The organism is Bifidobacterium sp. LH_417, from assembly GCF_056357035.1.
Genome location: NZ_JBKEVI010000006.1, coordinates 1 through 19,833, shown reverse-complemented (window position 1 = coordinate 19,833; position 19,833 = coordinate 1). Strand labels below are relative to the sequence as shown.

Sequence of the window (19,833 nt, the reverse complement as noted above, 5' to 3'; positions counted from 1 at the left end):
CTCCTCTGCGATGAGAAGGCCGCGAAGCGTTACTTGACGACCTTGGGCTGGAGGCCCTGGGCCTTGGCGACGGCGTTGGTCTGGCCGCACACAGCGAGCCAGTTGGCGAGCAGACGGTAGCCGTCCTGCGTCATCACCGATTCGGGGTGGAACTGGACGGCGAACATCGGCTTGCCCTTGACGCGGATGCCCTGCACGATATGGTCGCCCTGCGTCCACGCGGTCACTTCCAGCGCGTCCGGCACGGAATCCGGTTCGACGGCGAGCGAATGGTAGCGGGTCGCGGTCATCGGATTGGCGACGCCAGCGAAGATCTCGTCGTCGACATGCTCGACGAGGCTCGTCTTGCCGTGCATGATCGTCGGCGCATGATCGACCGTGGCACCGTACACCTCGGCGAGCGCCTGCAATCCCAGGCACACGCCGAACATCGGCTTGCCCTGCCTGGCGCACAGTCGAATCATGTCCTCGCTGGCGCCGGAATCGGCGGGAGCGCCGGGGCCGGGGCTGATGAGCACACCGTCATAGTCGTCGGTCACATGCTCGTCGGACGGGTCGATGGCGTCGTTGCGCACCACATCCACGGTCGCGCCGAGCGTCTTCAGATAGCCAACGATCGTGTAGACGAACGAATCATAGTTATCGATCACCAGAATGCGCGCGGAATCGGTCACAATGGCTCCTTTACGGACATCTACGAGCGTCACGGGCGTCCTCGCGGACGTCCCGTCGCGGGGAATACGGACGTACTTGCCGTCAGTCTACCGCCGTGCGCGCGACGTGGCCGCGGGCTTCCCGCGCCACGGACGCGACGCGCGCGGCCGAACGGCCGGAACGCGGTCGCGGTGTCGCACGGTTCGCGTGACTCGCGTGTCACGACGACGCCGTCACGACACCGTCACGACACCGCGAAATTGCTCATCTGCTGGAGGAACGGGATGGTCGTCGCCGCCCACGGGAACGCCCATTCGAACAGTGCGGCGGCCGCGGCGACGAGCAACAGCGCGAGCAGCACGACGCGCACCGGCAGCACGCCGGGCTGGAGCCGCAGCAGACCGCCGTAGATGCTCGCGTCGGGGCGCGGGCGGAGGCCGTCGCGGATCGCGGCGCGCGCGGGCCAACGCCACGCGACCGCGGCGGCGATGAACAGGACGAGCCAGGCGATGAGCGCGCCGATGACGACCGGCTTCATCGATCCCATGCGCGCGGGCAGTGACATGGCGGTGGTGCTGTTGCTCGCGAACTTCACCTTGCCGGACGCGTCGGTCGTGGCGAGTTCCTGCGGGATGCCGTCGGACACCTTCGCCCAGTATGTGAGCTCGCCCCACACGATCCACCGGTGTGTCGGCGTCGAATACTTCGGTTCGCACGTGGTGAGCGTGATCATGCGTTTGGTGGCCGGCTGACTGCTGTCCTCCGGGTTGGGGGCGACCACGTAGACATCCTCGGGAAGCACGATCTTGTACTTCGTGAACGTGTACACGTACCAGTAGTCCTTCGTGCGCACGACGATCGCATCGCCCGACTGGAGCTTGTCGACGTCGCCGAGCGGCTCGCCGTAGCCGTTGCGATGACCGGCGACGGCGAAGTTGCCGACCTGACCGGGCATCTGCGTGGAATCGTAGTGGCCGAGACCGTGACGCGCGAGCTGGGCGGCGTCCGTGCCTTCGACGATGTTGCGCTGCCAGCCGGCACCGAAACGCGGCACGTACAACTGCGCGATGAGGTCGCCGTAGCTCGCCTTCTCCGGCTGTACGGGCGCATCACCCTCCTGCGCCTTCGCGATCGTCGTCTCGCCGCCGTTCGCCGACGGATCGGACCAGGAGACCTGCTGACGGGTCTCGACCTGCGTGCGTTCCGCCTCGACGCCAGTCCACCACATCTGCCACACGATGTAGAGCGCGCAGACCGCGGCGAGGGTGATGAGAATCTCGGCGACGATGCCGACCGCCTGCCAGACCGGGCCGTTGCGGCGGGAGCGCTGTACGCTGTGCTTCATCGTTACTGTTGTCCTTCCGTCTGATTCGTCGTGGTGTCTGTAGTGTTCGTGCCGGTGTCCGTTGTGCCTGTCGTGCCCGGTGTCGTCGGTGTCGTTGCGGTGCCCGTCGACTCGTCGTCCTTGCCTTTGACCACCGCCGCGTATTTGAGCGGCTGCAACAGGGACGGGGTCTCGTCGAACGTCAGGCTCTTCTTGCGTTCAACCTTCCAGCCGAGACCGAACGCGCTCACATACTGCTGGTAGATCTCGATGGCCGGCGAATCGTCGAGCGCGGCGATGAGCTGATCCGGATCGCCGATCGCGGAGATCGTGAACGGCGGCGAATATTTCTTGCCGTGCAACGAGACCACGTTGCCGGAACAGATGACCGCCGAATTGAACAGCATGCGCTGATCCATGAACTGCATCGAATCGGCGCCGCCCGCCCACAGGGCGTTGATGACCGCTTCGAGATCCTGCTGGTGAATCACGTACTTGTCGATATCATCGCTGGAACCGGACGAATCGACCGCCTGCTCCCACATCGGCGAATCGTCGAGCGTGACGGCGATGCCTGGACCCTCCACTTTCGGCAGCGTGGTGCCGGTACCGGAATCCTCGCTGGTGGCCGGAGTGTCGCTGTTCTTCGCGGTGAGTTCGGTGAGCGTGCTCACGTCGGAGCTGAGCTTCTTCACGTCGGCGGACAGGCCGTCGACCTCCTTGACGCGCTGCTCGACCAGCTGCGCCGTGTCCGAATTGACGACGGCGGTACGGTTCGCGCGCAGATTCGTCACGAGCAGATAGCCGGTGAGCGCCACGACGACCATGACGGTGACGCTCCCCCACAAGGACCGTTTCGCGATATGCCTGCCGCCGTGTCTGGCCATACGCTTGCCTTTCCGCCCGCTTTTCGTCGTTCGTGCCCGTATTCGCACGCTTCACCTGCACGGGCCGCTTGCACGGTAGCCGGGCATTGTTCGCCGCTTTCGAGTGTAACCACTATGATGACTTCTAGCCTATTGAAATGGAGACTACGCTGATGGCTGACGAAGAGCTCAACGAGAACGACCAGAAGGACTGGCAGTCCGAGATCGCCGAGGAAGGCGAGTCGAAGGACGCCGCGAAGACCGCGGATGCTACGGATGCCGCGGATGCCGCGGAGAAGTCCGGGGAGTCCGATGAGTCCGCGGCGGACGAAGGATTCACCGTGGATATGGACCAGGTCGAGGCCGTGTTGAACGCCACCGCCGACAAGTCGGCCATGACGCCGCAGATGAAGCGCATGATGGCTCGTCAGGCGGAGAACACCCGCCGCGTCGAGGAGACGATCAAGGGCACCAAGTCGAACCCGCGCTGGTTCGTACCGCTGTTCTGCATCCTCATGGTGATCGGCCTGATCTGGGTGGTCTGCTACTACCTGACCAGCAACTACCCGATTCCGAACATCGGCGCATGGAACCTGCTCATCGGTTTCGTGATCATCATGATCGGCTTCCTGATGACGATGTGGTGGCGCTGAGCGCGCAGCGGGTGCATGATGAGCACGTGACCGAAGGGGTGTGGCGAGAAGGCCACACCCCTTCGTCGTATTTCAGCTCCCCTGCTGAGGGGAGAGGCCCGACGGCCAGCCCGTCCTGCCCCGGCCCCGCGTCATGCCACGCCGACGGTGTGGCGCAACAGGTTCCGGCGCGTCTTGTGTGGCGCGGAGGGCGCGCCACACAAGACGCGGAATCGGGTTTCGAGAACTTGTGCGGCACGATCTTGTGCCGCACAAGAAGACAATCGAGCATTTCGGAGCTTGTGTGGCATGGAACCATGCCGCACAAGCCGCACAAGCTCTCAGCACCCCTTGTGTGGCACAGCCCAAGCTCCTCGCGCGCCTTCTCGTCCGATCCGGACGATCGCATGGCGACAACGCCCGTCCCCCGTCGTTCCCGCAGCGCTGCGGTGGATGACTGTGGATAACGGATGTGGAAAGTTATCCACAGTTATCCACAGGAGCTGAGGCATTGGAAATGCTGGGATTGCGCGAGTTGCTCACCGGGTTATCCACAAGTTATCCACAGTTGTGCGCAACTTATCCACCGCTTATCCACCAAAATCCACAGGTTATCCACCGCTCTGCGTGGAAATGCGCCCACAGCGGCGTAATCCACGGTGGACAGCAACGTTGTGGATAACTTCAGGCATACCTTGTCCACATGCAAGAATCGTTGATATTGCAACGATTCTTGCACTTATCCACGGAATATATCCACTGTTGTCCACCGGTTATCACCTGGTTATCCCCAAGTTATCCACACCTTTTTCCACATTTGTGGAAAACTACATATGTGTGATTATCCACCGAATCACCCAGATATGGGGATTGGATGATGAAGCCCGGATATCAGATTCTTCGCATTGTGGATTGCGGTGTGTGCATGCCGTGCGCTTGCGGTCACCATACGGGCGAGCAGAGCACCAGACCGGCAATCAGCAGCACAACCATCGCACCACCGTAGATCCACATGCGTTGGGTGAAGGAACGGTTCCGCAGCGCCGGCACTCCGGCGACGAGCAGCCACGTGAGCACGCCACCGACCACGAATCCGCCGACATGCGCCTGCCATGCGATGCCGCCGACCACGAACGGCAATAGGAAGTTGACGGCCATCCAGATCATCATCGAACGGATGTCCTCGCCGACGCGACGATACACGACGAGCACCGCCGCGAACAGGCCGAACAGCGCGCCGGAGGCACCATAGGCGGCGGTCATCCAGTCACCGGTCACGCGCGACCAGACGAGCATGCCGACGGCACCGCCGAAACCGGAGATCAGGTAGAGCGCGAGGAACCGCCAATGGCCCATCAGCCGTTCGAGCATCGGGCCGACCGACCACAACGCGATCATGTTGAACAGGATGTGCATGATGTTCGGCGCGTGGAGGAACAGCGATGTGAGGATCGTCCACGGTTTGGCGAGCATCGTGAGCGGCATCACCATGCCGGAGCCGACGAACGTGTTGAACGCGGCAGGAGCGACGAGACTGAGCAGCATCTCGACCGCCCACACGGCCACGCACAGGCCGATGATCGTCCACGTGATGACGGGGCCGCCGTTGCGCCACTCGTACTGGATCTGCCGTTTCGTCGGGAATCGCATACGCATGCCGCCATCGTAGCGGGTGGACGGGAACGGTCACACGGATGGGAGAATCCCGGTGTCGTTCCACCCAATCCACACATAACCACGCCTATGATGGGTTGCAGGGTTGGCTTGAACGGACAGGCCGACGAGAATGGGAAAGGAGCCGTCATGGAGAACAAGTCTTCCAACGGTTGGAAATTCTTCGCACTGCTGTTCGGTGCGCTGCTCGCGGGTCTGGTGGGCCTGTACATCTACAAGCAGCAGAACCCGGATTACGATCCGTGGGAGGAGCCGTGGGAGAACAGCTCCTCGCCGGTCGATCTGGGCCTGAACAAGGGCAAGGATAAGGACGAGGAGGCCCCCGCCGAGGACGCCCCTGAATCCGTCGCCGAAGCCGAGGCCTGAGTTTCTTCCGTACCCACAGGTCAGACTGTAAGCCAACAGGGAAGCCCCGCAACCTGATGAAGGTTGCGGGGCTTCCCTATTGCGTTCCAGCGTTGTGTCTACCCCTCAGTCCGCCTGCGGCGGCCAGCTCCCCTATCAAGGGGAGCCAGAGAAGAGGTCAGGCCAGCGGGCGGAGTCCGGTGGACTGATAACGTGTGTGGCCTCTAGGCGCAGAGGGCGAAGGCGTACGAAGGTACGTCGAACCCTCTGCAACGACGAGGACACTCCGTTATCAGGCGAGCGGGCCGGTCTTCCAAATGCGCTCCAAATAATCCTCGATCGAGCGGTCCGAGCTGAAGAAGCCGGAGTTCGCGACGTTGAGGAGGGCCTTGCGGTTCCAGTCGAGCGGGTGGGTGTACAGCTCTTCGATCTGGGCCTGGATGTTGGCGTAGGAGGAGAAGTCCGCGAGCGTCATGAACCAGTCCTTGGTCAGCCAGTCGGCGACGAGCGGCGCGTAGGCGTTGCGGTCGCCCTCGGAGAAGGCGCCGCCGGCGACGAGGTCGATGGCCTGCTTGAGGCGCGGATCGGCCTCGTAGTACTTGGCCGGATCGTAGCCGGTCGCGTAGAGGGACTCGACTTCCTCGACGTCCATGCCGAAGAGGAAGAAGTTCTCGGCGCCGACACGCTCGCGGATCTCGACGTTCGCGCCGTCGAGGGTGCCGACGGTGAGCGCGCCGTTGAGGGCGAACTTCATGTTGCCGGTACCGGAGGCTTCCTTGCCGGCCTGGGAGATCTGCTCGTCGAGCTCGGTGGCCGGGATGAGGTTCTGGGCCATCTCGATGTTGTAGTTCGGGAGCATGTGGACGGCGAGCTTGCCCTTGACGTCCGGGTCGTTGTTGACGACGCGGGAGACGTTGTTGATGAGCTGGATCGTCATCTTGGCCAGGTAGTAGCCCGGGGCGGCCTTGGCGCCGAAGAACACGGTGCGCGGCAGGACGTCGTCGGCGTTGATGGTGCCGTTCTTGATGCCCGCGTAGCGGGAGATGACGGCGAGGATCTTCAGGCTCTGGCGCTTGTACTCGTGCAGGCGCTTGACCATCGTGTTGAACATGGTGTTCTCGTCGATGTCGATGCCGTAGTGGTCCTTGGTGAAGCCGACGAAGGCGTGCTTGTTGGCCTGCTTGACGGCGGCGAACTTCTTGACGAACTCGTCGTCCTGGGCCAGCGGGACGAGGCCCTGCAGCATTTCGAGGTCGGAGACCCACTTGTCGGTGCCGAGGCCCTCGGTGATGAGGTCGGACAGACGCGGGTTGGCGAGCTTGACGAAGCGACGCGGGGTGACGCCGTTGGTCACGTTGGTGAACTTGTCCGGGTAGGCGTCGGAGAAGTCCTTGAGCGTGGAATCCTTGAGCAGCTGGGAGTGCAGCGCGGCCACGCCGTTGACGTGGGAGCCGCCGTAGGTGGCGAGGTAGGCCATGCGGACGGCGTCGCCGGTGTAGATCGCCATACGGTCGATGGTCGCGGCGTCCACGCCCTTGCCCTTGAGCTCGGCCTTGAACTGGTCGCTGATCTTCTCGATGATCTCGAGGTGACGCGGCAGCAGCTCGCCGATCAGGCTGGCCGGCCAGACCTCAAGGGCCTCCGGCAGCAGCGTGTGGCAGGTGTAGTTGAACGTCTTGACGGTGATGTTCCAGGCGGTGTCCCAGTCGTAGCCGTACTCGTCGATGAGGATGCGCATGAGCTCGGGGATGCCGATCACCGGGTGGGTGTCGTTGAGCTGGAACGTGATCTTGTCCGGGAAGGTGGTCAGATCCGGCTTGTCCTGGCCCGGGTAGAAGACGCGGATGGCATCGTGCAGGGAGGCGGACACGAAGAAGTACTGCTGCTCGAGGCGCAGTTCCTTGCCGACCTTGGTGGAATCCTCCGGGTAGAGGATCTTGGAGATGTTCTCGGCCTTGACCTTCGGCTCGACGGCCTCCATGTACTCGGAGCGGTTGAAGGCGAGCAGATCGAACTCGTCGTAGCTGCGGGCGGTCCACAGGCGCAGCGTGTTCACGCGCTGGGACTTGTAGCCGGGCACCAGGTAGTCGACCGGCACGGCGCGCACGGACCAGGCCGGCTTCCACACCTTCTTGCCGTTCTCCTCGACGACCTCGCCGCCGAAGGAGACCTTCTGGTCACGGTTGTAGTCGATGTGGCCCCACGGCTCCTCGTTCTTCAGCCAGTAGTCCGGGGTCTCCACCTGCTTGCCGTTCTCGTCGAACTGCTGCTTGAAGATGCCGTAGCGGTACTGGATGCCGTAGCCGAAGGCCGGCACGCCCAGCGAGGCGAGGGAGTCGATGAAGCAGGCGGCGAGACGGCCGAGGCCGCCATTGCCGAGACCCGGCTCGTACTCGGCGTCGACGATGTCCTTCGGCTGGAAGCCGAGGGCCTCGACGGCCGCATCGAACTGGTCGGTCAGGCCGGCGTTGAGCAGCGCGTTCTCCAGCTGCTTGCCCATGAGGAACTCGGCGGACAGGTAGCCGACGGCCTTGGTGTTGCCGTTGACGGTGTCGGCCTGCGTGGTGAACCAAGCGTCCTGCAGATGGTTGCGAACGGCCTTGGCGGCGGCGACGTACACGTCGGCGGCGGTGGCCTGCTCGACGGTGACGCCCTGGGTGTACTTCAGTTGTTCACGAATCTCGTCGGCGAACTGCTCGGCCGTGACAGGAGATTTCGGAGCGGTAATCTCGGTCATATTGTTCTCGTTTTCCTTCCGGGGAGGGACTTCCCTGACCATCATAAGACGCGCCAAAAGGCACATCCCAACACATACATGAACAGTGCGTTACATTCGCACGGCATCGTGCATACGTTTTCATCGGTCAACGTTTCCACCATACTACGTAGCCCCAACGAGAGCGCCGCAGTGCGTGTTCGCCGTGTGCGGCCGCGCGCATCACACGCACCACGCCGCAACCACAACCACAACCACAACCACAACCACAACCACAACCACAACCACAACCACAACCACAACCACAACCACAACCACAACCACAACCACAACCACAACCACAACCACCATCGCGTCACATGCGCCACGCCACGCCCCACCCCGCCTCAACCGCGACCCCCGCCGCCGCGCGTGCGGCGCGGCAGGGGTCGCGGCACAATGGCGGTATGGCAGTGATTCTGGAAAAGGACGTGGCGCGCGGGCGACGCGCATTCGACGAATGGCGCGACGCGGCAGTTGCGCTGATGCGCGAGGACGGTGCAATCATCGCCGACGGTACAACCCCGGACGCGGGTGCCGCGACGGACGGCGACGCCGCGACGCGCGACGCGCGATTGGCGATCGCGCCGCGACTGCCCCGGCCGACGATGGCGATGGCCGTGCGCTACTCGCTGTTCCTGTTGGAACGCAAGGCTCCGGGGCCTGGGGTCGAAGTGCGCGTGGCGCCGTGGGGTGCGATCAAGATCCTCGACGGGCCGGAATCGGACCCGCATAATCTCACGCCGCCGGACGTGATCGAACTCGACCCGGACGTGTGGCTGCGCGTCGCGACCGGCGTGACCACGTGGGCCGAGGAAAAGAACGCCGGCCGCATCTCGGCGGTCGGCGAACGTGACGATCTGGGATGGCTGCTGCCGTTGCGATAACGCGAACCGCGGGATGACCGCGGTGACGCGGACGATTCGCAAACGACTCGTGCGGATCGTCCGCCCGGCTCAGGCCTTCTTGGGCTTGAGGGCGCTCGGGACAGGCATCGGAATCGGCTTGTGCGGAGGCATCGGCTTCGGCGCGGCCGGCTTGGCGGCCGACGCCTTCGGGAATTCGCCGCTGGTCGCCTTCGCGGCGGCCTCGGCGGCCCACTTGGCGTACTCGTCGAGGTCATCCTCGGCCGGAGCGGCGGACTTGCCGGCATCGGCGTCCGCGTCACGGGCGGAATCCGCGGCAACGTCCGCATAGTGGTCATCGTAGTGATCGTCGAGGTCGGCGAACGGGTCGACGGAACCGGTTCCCGGCTCCTGGCCGCTCAATTCCTTGGCAAGCTCGTCGTAATCGGTGTCGGTTGTCAGATACTTGAGCTTACGGGCAATTTTCTGCTGCTTGGCTTTCTGACGTCCGCGGCCCATGTGACCCCCTGAAAATAATGCTTGCTATCGATTCATCAACTAAGAAGAGTACCACTTGTTTTCCGCTACGGGCTTGTCGGCTCGCGCTTTTACGATAAAAGCGATATTTTGCACGGTTTTGACACAACCCGCGAGGGCGACACGCACCCGATCGGGCTGCCTCCATCAATCAAAGGACGATGAGCATGACGGACGAAACGCAGGCGCAGACCACCGAACCGCAGGTCACGGCGGCCGGCAACGAGATGAGCGCGAGCTTCCTGGCGGCGAAGAAGCGCTCCGACGCGACGCTCGCCAAGCTCGAAGCCGAACCGGGCAAGTTCACGATGCTCACCGGCGACCGTCCGACCGGCCGCCTGCACCTCGGCCACTACTTCGGCTCCATCCGCGAGCGCGTCGCCATGCAGAACCGTGGCGTGCATTCGAACATCATCATCGCCGACTACCAGGTCATCACCGACCGCGACACCACCGAGCACATCCAGGACAATGTCCTCAACCTCGTGCTCGACTACATGGCCGCCGGCATCGACCCGCAGAAGACGATGATCTACGCGCACTCCGCCGTGCCGGCCGAGAACCAGCTGCTGCTGCCGTTCCTCTCCCTCGTCACCGAGGCCGAGCTGCACCGCAACCCGACCGTCAAGTCGGAGATGGAGGCCTCCGGCCACGCGCTGACCGGCCTGCTGCTCACCTACCCGGTGCACCAGGCGTGCGACATCCTCTTCTGCAAGGCGAACGTCGTGCCGATCGGCAAGGACAACCTGCCGCACATCGAGATCACGCGCACGATCGCCCGCCGCTTCAACGAACGCTACGCGAAGAAGCACCCGGTGTTCCCGGAGCCGGCCGCGATTCTGTCCGATGCCCCGGAGATTCCGGGTCTCGACGGCCGCAAGATGAGCAAGTCCTACGGCAACTCGATCATGCTGGGCGCCACCGCGGCCGAGACCGCGAAGCTCATCAAGAAGAGCCCGACCGACTCCGAGCGCACCATCACCTTCGACCCGGTCAACCGCCCGCAGGTCTCCGCGCTGCTCACCACCGCCGGCCTCGTCACCGGACGCGATCCGAAGGACATCGCCGCCGAGATCGGCTCCGCCGGCGCCGGCGCGCTCAAGGCGTATGTGATCGAGTCCGTGAACGAGTTCCTCGCCCCGCACCGCGAGCGCCGCGAGGAGCTCGCCAAGGATATGGACTACATCCGCGACGTGCTGCACGACGGCAACAAGCGCGCCAACGAGATCGCCAACGCCACCCTCGACGAGGTGCGCGAGGCGATGGGCATGAAGTACTGAGAGCACTGAAGTAGAGCACTGAAGTACTGAGAGCACTGAGCGGCTCCAAGCCGCCCTGATGGTGCCGGCCAACTTGCATCTGGGGATTTTTGGAGTTGACCGGCACAATGACGAGCCGCCCAACCACGGAAACACATTCTCCGAGGTTGGGCGGCTCGTTTTCCATCATCATCCATCATCATGAAGTGCCCATGGGGCGGATAGCTGGGCGTGCGCGCTCACATGTCGGTGGCATGATGGCGGCATGGGCACATCTCTGAACATCCTCAATGCGCGCGTCCCCGGCGGCGACGAGCGCATTGACCTCGTCATCCGCGACGGGAAGATCACGGCCGCCGGGCACGCCGTCGCGCGGCCGGACGCCGACGACACCATCGACGCGACCGACCTGTGGGTCATCCCCGGCCTCATGGACTGTCACACGCATTTCACGCAATGGTCGAAGACGCTCGGCCGGCTCGACCTCATCAACGCGCGTTCCGCCGCCGAGGCGATGGCGATGCTGCGCGCGCATCTCGACGCACGCCGCGCCGCCGGCACGCTCGCCCCGGACACGTTCGTGGTGGGCATGCGCTTCCGCCACTCGCTGTGGGCCGACGACGAACAGCCCACGCTCGCCGCGATCGACGCCGTGACCGGCGAGCAGCCGGTGGCACTGTCCAGCGCGGACATGCACTGCGGATGGGTGAACTCGGCGGCAGCGCGACGGCTCGGCGTACACGCGGACGCGCGCACCGGGCTCGTCGGCGAGCTCGAATGGTTCGACGCGTATACGAAATTCGACAAGGCGCCGGGCGCGGCCGAGGAAACCGACCGGCTGCTGCGCGAGGCGGAGAAGGACGCCGCAAGCAAAGGCGTCACCGCGATCCGCGATTACGAGATGGCGGAGAACATCGACACGTGGATCGCACGCTTCGCCGCCGGCATCGACGGATTGCGCGTGAAGGCCGGCGTCTACCCGGAACGGCTGGAGGCGGCGATCCGCGCCGGCTGGCGCACCGGCAAGCCGCTGCCCGGCAGCCGTGGACTTGGCGAGGTCGGCGCGATGAAGCTCATCTCCGATGGTTCGCTCAACACGCGTTCCGCCTACTGCTCCACGCCGTATTCGGGCATCACGCCGACCACGTACGGCACGCTCAGCTACACGCCGAGCCAGATCGCGCGCTACATGCGGCTCGCCACCGAACACGGCTTCGACATCGCCTGTCACGCGATCGGCGACGAGGCGAACGCGATCGTGCTTGACGCGGCGGAGCTCACGCACGCGCACGGGTCGATCGAGCACGCGCAGATGCTACGTCGCGAGGACATCCCGCGTCTGGCCGCGCTCGGCCTCGAGGCGAGCGTCCAGCCGCAGCATGCGATGGACGACCGCGATGTGATCGACCGGTTCTGGGCGAATCCGGCCGGCGTGCCGTACGCGTTCCGCTCGCTGCACGCGGCGGGCACGCGCCTCAGGCTGGGATCCGATGCGCCGGTCGCGCCGCTCGATCCGTGGATGGCGATTTCGGCGGCCGTGTTCGCGACGGAGAGTTCCGCGCGCGAACCGTTCCAGCCGGAGCAGCGTCTGCCGCTGCGCGTCGCGCTCGCGGCGTCCACTGCGGTCGGTCGTGTGCGGCTGCATGCCGGCGACGATGCGGATGTCGTGCTGCTCGACGCCGATCCGTACGCGATGGAGACGCCCGAGGCGATGCGTGCCATGAGGAACCACGTGGCGCTGACGTTCCTCGCGGGACGACGCACGTACTAATTGCCGCTTGAGGGAGGCATGTATGCAGAATTATTCTGAGTTCAGAATAATTCTGCATACAATAAGAGAATGGAACGGCCCCCTCAACGTGAGGGGGGCGGGGCGGAGATCGCTACTTGCCGTTGACTTCGGCTTCGAGGGCTTCCATCGGCTCGTCGACGAGGACGGAACCGGAGGGGAGGGTGCCGGGAAGCGGATCGTCCATGTAATGGTCGAACTCGTAGAGCATCTGCTCGTTCGGCTTCTCGGTGAGCAACGAGAACACGACGATGCACAGCAGCGAGACGAGGAACGCGGGCAGCAGCTCGTAGATCGCGAACACGCCGCCCAGCGGCTTGATGAGATTGTGCCAGATGAACACGGTGGCGGTGCCGGAAACCATGCCGGCGACGGCGCCCACCTTGTTCGCGCGGCGCCAGTAGAGCGCGCACAGCATGAGCGGGCCGAACGAGGCGCCGAGGCCGGCCCACGCATAGGAGACGACCTGGAAGATCGAGGAGTTCTGGTCGTAGGCGACGAGACAGCCGAATAGGAACATGACGACGAGCGTGATGCGCGCGACGATCATCACCTGACGGTCGGTGGCCTTCTTGTGGAACAGTCCGCGGAAGATGTTCTCGCCCATCGCGGAGGCGCCGATGATCATGTACGAGGAGCTGGAGCTCATCGACGCGGCGAAGATGCCGGAGACGACCACGCCGCACACGAAGCTCGGCAGCAGCGTCTGCGCGAGCACGATGAAGATGGTCTCCGCGTCGGTGCCGGTGAGCAGGTGCGTGGGCATCATCGCACGGCCAACGAGGCCGATGCACACGGCGCTGGCGAGCGACAGCACGCACCAGGAGGTGGCGATGATACGCGACTTGCGCACCTCCTCGGCGTCGCGGATCGACAGGAAGCGCACGAGCACCTGCGGCATGCCGAAGTAGCCGAGGCCCCACGCGAGCATCGAGACGATCGTGATGATGCCGTAGTCGGTGGGTGCGCCGAACACGGCCTTGCCGGCCTCGACGATCTGCTTGCCGGTCTCCGGGTCGAGCGTCGGGGAGGCGACCTGCGTGCCGGAGATGAAGCCGGGGATCGCGCGCAGGAACGCGACGGTCTCGCCGATGCCGCCGGCGGAGGCGACCGTGCCGACAAACACGACGGCGAGCGCGAAGAACATGAGCAGGCCCTGGATGAAGTCGGTCATCACGACGGACAGGTAGCCGCCGACGATCGTGTACACGAACACGACGAGCGCGCCGAGCACCATCATCAGGTGGTAGTCGAAGCCGAACAGGGCGGTGAACAGCTTGCCGACGGTCACGAAGCAGCTGCCCACGTACACGCAGAAGAAGACGAGGATGATGATCGCGGAGATCGTCGAGATGACGCCCTTCGTATCGTGGAATCGCTTGGCGAAGAAGTCGGGGATGGTGATCGCGTCGCCGGCGACGACCGAATAGCGGCGCAGGCGGCGGGCGACGATCTTCCAGTTGAGGTAGGTGCCGATGGCGAGGCCGAGCGCGGTCCACAGCGGGTCGGCGGCGCCGGTGAAGTAGGCGAGGCCGGGCAGGCCCATGAGCAGCCAGCCGGACATGTCGGAGGCTTCGGCGGACAGCGCGGTGAGCCACGGCCCGACGCCGCGGCCGCCCGCGAAGTACTCCTTGGAGGAGGAGTTGGACCGCTTGGAGTAGATGAATCCGATGGACAGCATGGCCGCGAAATAGATGACCATGGCCAGCAGAATCCAGAAATCGTTCGCCACGCTAACCGCCTTATCCGAAATATCCACGGTTGCGCGGATGCGCGTCATGCCCGTGGGGGTTTCTCTCTGGGAATTCCTAGTACTGTCGCCGACCTTCCCCGAAAGTGCGGACAATTCCACGACGATGTCTCGCATGGTGAGCGGCCCGCTATGGCAAAGCCCCCTCGGAACACCCGAGAGGGCCGAGTGTGTGCGGTCACGCGGGAACGCACGTGACCGCACGAGACCGCACGTGACCGCACGATCAGATGTCGTAGCGCCAGGACTTGTCGGTGATGACGCGGGCCATCGCGAGGCCGATCGGCAGGCAGATGATGACCATGAACGCGCGGAACGCCCAGTCGAGCGCGGTGAGGGTGTCGAACGAGCCGAGGTGGAACATGGCCTGGTACATGTACAGGCCGGGCACCATGATCACGATCGACGGCACGGTCAGGCAGATGCGCGGGTAGCCGAAGTGCGGCGCGAGCCAACCCCTGCGCACGGACGAACGCCACGCGGTGGCGAGCAGGCCGGCGAGGAGGGCGCCGATGAACGCGCCCGCCTCGGCCGGCACGCCTTGGTCGACGAGTTCGAGACGCAGCGTGTCGGTGATGGCGCCGATCGTCGCGGCGACGAGGCACATGCGCTGCGGCGAGTTGAACATCACGGAGAAGCCCCACACGCCAAGGAACGCGAACACGAAACGCAACGCGCCGTTCACCCACACGTTGAGGCCGAGCGGCTCGAATCCTTCCGGATTGAGATGCACGATCGAAGCGACCATCCAGCCGGCGAGCGTGGCCATGAGCACGATGCAGAAGAAGTAGGTGAGACGTTGGATGCCGGACGGGAAGTCGATCTTCGCCATGTCGAGGCCGCTGGTGATGAGCGGGAATCCGGGGATGACGAACAGCATCGCACCGATGTACGCGGTGTCGTGGTGCAACGCAATCGGGTCGAACAGGCCGATGAGGCGCAGCGTGCCGGTGCAGACGAGCGCGGCGACGGCCACGCACACGAACGTGACGAAGAACTGGTTGAGGTGGTGCTTGAACAGGCGGCGGCGCAGCCAGTGGCCGAGTCCGGCGCCGAAGAACGCGCCGACCATGTCGTACGGGCCGCCGCCGAGCAGGAACACGAAGGACGCGCAGGCGATCGCGGAGGCGAGTCCGGCGAAGGCGGGCGAGTAGAGCGGCTTGCGGTGCTCGATCATGTCGAGGCGGTGGTGCGCCTGACGCACGGTGATGCCGTGGCCGCCGTTGCCGTTCGCCGCGGACGCGCCGTCGAGATGGTCGAAGTGTTCGGCGTATTCCTTCGGCGGTTTGCGGTCGGCCAGTTTCGGCTTGCGGCGCTGCGGCTGTTCCTGTTCCGCCTCGCGGGCCTGTTCGTCGGCGGCGCGCGCGGCGAGCGACTGGGTCATCGCCGATTGCGACCAGTCGGTCTCGTGCACGTGCAGCTGGTGGGCGCGCGGATCGCCGGGATCGGTGTGGCGGCTGGCGTCCTCGAGCGCGTCGAGCACGGCGTCCTGGCCGGGGCGGGCGCTGGTGCGCTCCTCGCGCTTCTCCTCCTTCTCCTCCCTGCGCAGCTGCTTGGAGAGGTCGGCGGAGACCTGCGAGGCATCCTTCGCGTCGAGATGCTGCATGAGGCCCTGCGAGACCTCGGGCTGCACGTGGTACATGCTCTCCTCGCCGAGGTTCACGCTGAACCAGTCGGCGAAATGCTCGAGCAGCCAGATGCGTTCGGTGTTGACGCCGGTGCTCGGCAGGTCGATGACCTCGGTGATGCGGTCCTTGCCGTCCGTGCAGGCGGCCTCGATGTCGGTGAGGTTGACGTCGGCGCGCACGTGCACGCCGAGCGGGTAGGCGATGCGATGCATCATCTCGCGCACGCGGAACGATCCGGTGCCGGCCGACAGGTCGAGCAGGCCGACGCGCACGATCACGCTGGCCTTCGCGGCGATGCCCGCCTCGGCGATGGGCTTGTCCCAATCGCGTTCGATGTCCTCCATATCCAATGGGATGGAGTGGGTGTGGAAATGCTGGACGGCGATCGCGCCGTGCTCATGGCTGTTCTTGATGTCGGCATGCCCCTGGATCGGGGGCTCCTCCTGCTGATGTTGGCTCTCACTCACGGTGTCCATTACTACCGCGCAGGCTCCCCGCAATCATCGGAGACCATCTTTTTGCCCACATACCGGACATTTCGGCGTCACGATTCGACAAACGCACGGAATCCACCCACAATCACGCGCGAAAAATGGGATTCGTAACGTGAAGTGCGATTACCCGTGGCTACAATGGCGACCACAACCAAACGCTGCGCAGGGCTGTGGGCTCGCAACGGCCGATCTCAACAACCATGGAGGAGCCATGGACGATCGGCAGACCGAGCAACCCTCAACGCGGCAGAAGGAGGTCTGATGACAGATAACGATCAGCAGATCACGCCCGCCGACGCGACGATAGTCTCGACCGGCACCGGAACCAAGGGTCCCGAAGAGCGTCAGCTGCCTGAATCACTCGCCAGCGATATGGATCTGTGTCTGCGCATTCTGCGCGACGTGCTCGGCGAGTTCGATCCCGAACTGCTCGCCACGTTCGATGAAGTGCGCCAGTACGCGGTCGAGGCCAGCGCCGAGCATTTCGAAGGCGTCATGGTCGATCCCGACCCGGATCACGACGGACTGAAGAAGGCCGTGGAGACCATCGACAAGATGAAGCTCCACGACGCCCAGCTGCTGGCCCGCGCGTTCGCCACCTACTTCCACCTCGCGAACCTGTGCGAGGAGGACTACCGCGTCTCCGTGCTGCACGCGCGCGAGGCCAAGGTGACCGAGGACAGCGCCGTGGACCCGATCAACGAGCTCACCGTCGCCTACCACCAGCTCATCAACGAGATGGGCCCGGCGAAGGCGAAGGAGCTGCTCGACCGTCTCGAGTTCCACCCGGTGTTCACCGCGCACCCGACCGAGGCCCGACGCAAGGCCGTCGAAGGCAAGATCCGCCGCATCTCCGAACTGCTCACCGCGCACAAGACGCTCGGCGGCTCGGACAAGAAGGAGAACTGCCGTCGTCTCTACAACGAGATCGACGCGCTGTTCCGCACCTCGCCGATCGCGCTGAAGAAGCCGACCCCGGTCGAGGAGGCGGACACGATCCTCGACATCTTCGACAACACGCTGTTCCACACGATCCCGCAGGTCTACCGTCGTTTCGACGACTGGGTGCTGGGCGACAAGGCCGGACTCGTCGAACCCGTCTGCCCCGCGTTCTTCCACCCGGGCAGCTGGATCGGCTCCGACCGCGACGGCAACCCGAACGTCACCGCCAAGGTGAGCCGTCAGGTGGCCCGCAAGTTCTCCGACCACGTGCTCGCCGCCCTCGAGGAGGCCACCCGCACCGTGGGCCGCAACCTCACGATGGAGGCCGAGACCACGCCGCCGAGCTCCGATCTCAAGGTGCTGTGGAGCCACCAGAAGGAGATGAGCGAGAGGCTCACCGACAAGGCCGCGCTGATCTCCACCAAGGAGCTGCACCGCGCCGTCATGCTGGTGATCGCCGACCGCCTGCACTACACGATCGAGCGCGACGCCGACCTCATGTACCACACGTGCGAGGACTACATCGCCGATCTGAAGACGGTCCAGAAGTCGCTGGCCGACGCGGGCGCCAAGCGCTCCGCCTACGGCCCGCTGCAGGACCTCATCTGGCAGGCCGAGACCTTCGGCTTCCACATGGTCGAGATGGAGTTCCGTCAGCATTCCGTCGTGCATTCGCGCGCTCTCGCGGACATCCGCGAGCACGGCCTGCACGGCGAGCGCGGCGATCTGCAGCCGATGACCCAGGAGGTGCTCGACACCTTCCGCGCCCTCGGTTCGATCCAGAAGCGCAACGGCACGAAGGCCGCCCGTCGCTACATCATCTCGTTCACGAAGAGCGCCCAGAACATCAAGGACGTCTACGAACTGAACCGTCTCGCCTTCGCGCATCCGGAGGACGTGCCGACCATCGACGTGATCCCGCTGTTCGAGCAGCTCGAGGATCTCCAGAACTCGGTGGACGTGCTCGAGGACATGATCAAGATCCCCGAAGTGCAGGCTCGTCTCAAGGCCACCGGCAACAAACTCGAGGTCATGCTCGGCTACTCCGACTCCTCGAAGGACGCCGGCCCGACCTCCGCGACGCTGGCCCTGCACTCCGCGCAGGAGCGCATCGCCAAGTGGGCGAAGTCGCACGACATCGACCTGACCCTGTTCCATGGCCGCGGCGGCGCCGTCGGTCGTGGCGGCGGCCCCGCCAACCGTGCGGTGCTCGCCCAGCCGGTCGGTTCCGTCAAGTGCCGCTTCAAGCTCACCGAACAGGGCGAGGTCATCTTCGCCCGCTACGGCAACCCGGTGCTGGCCATCCGCCACGTCGAGTCCGTCGCGGCGGCGACCCTGCTCCAGTCCGCGCCGAGCGTCGAGAAGCGCAACACGGACATGACCGTCAAGTACGCGGAGATGGCGCACGAGCTCGACGAGGCGGCGCACAACCGCTTCCTCGACCTGCTGCACACGCCCGATTTCGCGCAGTGGTTCTCCACCGTGACGCCGCTGACCGAGATCGGCCTGCTGCCGATCGGCTCCCGCCCGGCCAAGCGTGGCCTCGGCGCGAAGTCGCTCGACGACCTGCGCACGATTCCGTGGATCTTCTCCTGGGCCCAGGCCCGCATCAACCTGGCCGCTTGGTACGGCCTCGGCACCGCGTGCGAGAAGTTCGGCGATCTGGAGACGATGCGCCAGGCCTACGAGGAGTGGCCGCTGTTCTCCACGTTCATCGACAACATCGAGATGTCGCTCGCCAAGACCGACGAGCGCATCGCGAAGATGTACCTGGCGCTGGACGACCGCACCGATCTGCCGGAGAAGGTCATGCACGAGATGGAGCTCACCCGCAAGTGGGTGCTCGCCATCGTCGGCGACAAGTGGCCGCTCCAGCACCGCCACGTGCTCGGCCAGGCCATCCGAATCCGCTCCCCCTACGTGGACGCGCTGTCCGTCACCCAGGTGCTCGCGCTGCGCTCGCTGCGTAAGAAGGTGGACAAGGAAGAGCTCTCCAAGAGCCAGCAGGCCGAGTTCATCTATCTCATCCTCTGCACCGTGTCCGGTGTCGCCGCCGGCCTGCAGAACACGGGCTGATTCGGGTTCGTCCCGTTCCGGATGCGGACCCGTTCCGCATCCGCCCTTGGCCGACGGCCGTTCCATCGCATCCCATGCCGATGGAACGGCCGTTGCCGTATATCCCCCCATTACCATGTTTGGTAGGCCTCGATGGTCGGGGCCGGGTCGCCGGTCCTGGTATGACTTTCTCGCCCTGTCGTTGATGATCCGGGGGGTGTTGTCGCCGGGAGCGGGGGCGTCCGCAGACCGCTGATAGGAACCAGGCCGGCCGCATGGACGCG

General features: G+C 64.7%; 14 protein-coding genes. 6 read left to right on the top strand and 8 right to left on the bottom strand.

The window, feature by feature from the left end; translation table 11 throughout:
* Nucleotides 1-29 precede the first annotated feature (29 nt).
* The 3 genes from AC1AYR_RS05260 to AC1AYR_RS05250 all read right to left on the bottom strand — a co-directional run bounded on the left by AC1AYR_RS05260 (nt 30) and on the right by AC1AYR_RS05250 (nt 2,865).
* Nucleotides 30-674, bottom strand: a complete 645-nt coding sequence (locus tag AC1AYR_RS05260; protein WP_476511805.1) for an anthranilate synthase component II — start codon at nt 672-674, stop codon at nt 30-32.
* Between the two features lie 224 nt (nt 675-898).
* Entirely contained in the window at nt 899-1,999 is a 1,101-nt protein-coding gene (locus tag AC1AYR_RS05255; RefSeq protein WP_476511806.1) for a class E sortase, read from the bottom strand.
* Between the two features lie 2 nt (nt 2,000-2,001).
* Complete coding sequence (locus tag AC1AYR_RS05250; protein ID WP_476511807.1) at nt 2,002-2,865, bottom strand: DUF881 domain-containing protein; 864 nt, start codon at nt 2,863-2,865, stop codon at nt 2,002-2,004.
* 152 nt (nt 2,866-3,017) lie between these two features.
* Between AC1AYR_RS05250 and crgA the strand changes: the two genes are divergently transcribed.
* Complete coding sequence (gene crgA, locus AC1AYR_RS05245; protein ID WP_476511808.1) at nt 3,018-3,497, top strand: cell division protein CrgA; 480 nt, start codon at nt 3,018-3,020, stop codon at nt 3,495-3,497.
* 921 nt (nt 3,498-4,418) lie between these two features.
* On the opposite strand, the gene AC1AYR_RS05240 is transcribed toward crgA, so the two are convergent.
* Nucleotides 4,419-5,126 (bottom strand): rhomboid family intramembrane serine protease, encoded by a 708-nt coding sequence (locus AC1AYR_RS05240; RefSeq protein WP_476511826.1) that lies wholly within the window; start codon nt 5,124-5,126, stop codon nt 4,419-4,421.
* Between the two features lie 153 nt (nt 5,127-5,279).
* On the opposite strand from AC1AYR_RS05240, the gene AC1AYR_RS05235 reads away from it, so the two are divergent.
* A complete protein-coding gene (locus tag AC1AYR_RS05235) occupies nt 5,280-5,516 on the top strand; it encodes a hypothetical protein (protein WP_476511809.1) in 237 nt (78 codons plus the stop codon).
* Nucleotides 5,517-5,787: 271 nt separating this feature from the next.
* Here the strand turns inward: AC1AYR_RS05235 and AC1AYR_RS05230 are convergent, their stop codons facing one another.
* Complete coding sequence (locus AC1AYR_RS05230; protein WP_476511810.1) at nt 5,788-8,232, bottom strand: glycogen/starch/alpha-glucan phosphorylase; 2,445 nt, start codon at nt 8,230-8,232, stop codon at nt 5,788-5,790.
* A gap of 425 nt (nt 8,233-8,657) precedes the next feature.
* Here AC1AYR_RS05230 and AC1AYR_RS05225 point away from each other — a divergent pair, with 425 nt between their 5' ends.
* Nucleotides 8,658-9,137, top strand: a complete 480-nt coding sequence (locus tag AC1AYR_RS05225) for a sterol carrier family protein (protein WP_476511811.1) — start codon at nt 8,658-8,660, stop codon at nt 9,135-9,137.
* Between the two features lie 69 nt (nt 9,138-9,206).
* On the opposite strand, the gene AC1AYR_RS05220 is transcribed toward AC1AYR_RS05225, so the two are convergent.
* Nucleotides 9,207-9,614 (bottom strand): DUF3073 domain-containing protein, encoded by a 408-nt coding sequence (locus AC1AYR_RS05220; protein WP_476511812.1) that lies wholly within the window; start codon nt 9,612-9,614, stop codon nt 9,207-9,209.
* A 185-nt stretch (nt 9,615-9,799) separates the two neighbouring features.
* Between AC1AYR_RS05220 and trpS the strand changes: the two genes are divergently transcribed.
* On the top strand, nt 9,800-10,912 hold the full coding sequence (gene trpS, locus AC1AYR_RS05215; RefSeq protein ID WP_476511813.1) for a tryptophan--tRNA ligase: 1,113 nt from the start codon (nt 9,800-9,802) through the stop codon (nt 10,910-10,912).
* Between the two features lie 244 nt (nt 10,913-11,156).
* Nucleotides 11,157-12,662 carry an amidohydrolase gene (locus AC1AYR_RS05210; RefSeq protein ID WP_476511814.1) on the top strand — a complete coding sequence of 502 codons (1,506 nt, stop codon included), beginning with the start codon at nt 11,157-11,159 and terminating at the stop codon, nt 12,660-12,662.
* A 112-nt stretch (nt 12,663-12,774) separates the two neighbouring features.
* Here the strand turns inward: AC1AYR_RS05210 and AC1AYR_RS05205 are convergent, their stop codons facing one another.
* Nucleotides 12,775-14,412 carry a sodium/proline symporter gene (locus tag AC1AYR_RS05205; RefSeq protein ID WP_476511815.1) on the bottom strand — a complete coding sequence of 546 codons (1,638 nt, stop codon included), beginning with the start codon at nt 14,410-14,412 and terminating at the stop codon, nt 12,775-12,777.
* Nucleotides 14,413-14,656: 244 nt separating this feature from the next.
* Entirely contained in the window at nt 14,657-16,402 is a 1,746-nt protein-coding gene (locus AC1AYR_RS05200; RefSeq protein WP_476511827.1) for a threonine/serine exporter family protein, read from the bottom strand.
* A gap of 411 nt (nt 16,403-16,813) precedes the next feature.
* Here AC1AYR_RS05200 and AC1AYR_RS05195 point away from each other — a divergent pair, with 411 nt between their 5' ends.
* Nucleotides 16,814-19,570, top strand: coding sequence for a phosphoenolpyruvate carboxylase (locus AC1AYR_RS05195; protein ID WP_476511816.1), 2,757 nt, complete (start codon nt 16,814-16,816; stop codon nt 19,568-19,570).
* Nucleotides 19,571-19,833: the final 263 nt, after the last annotated feature.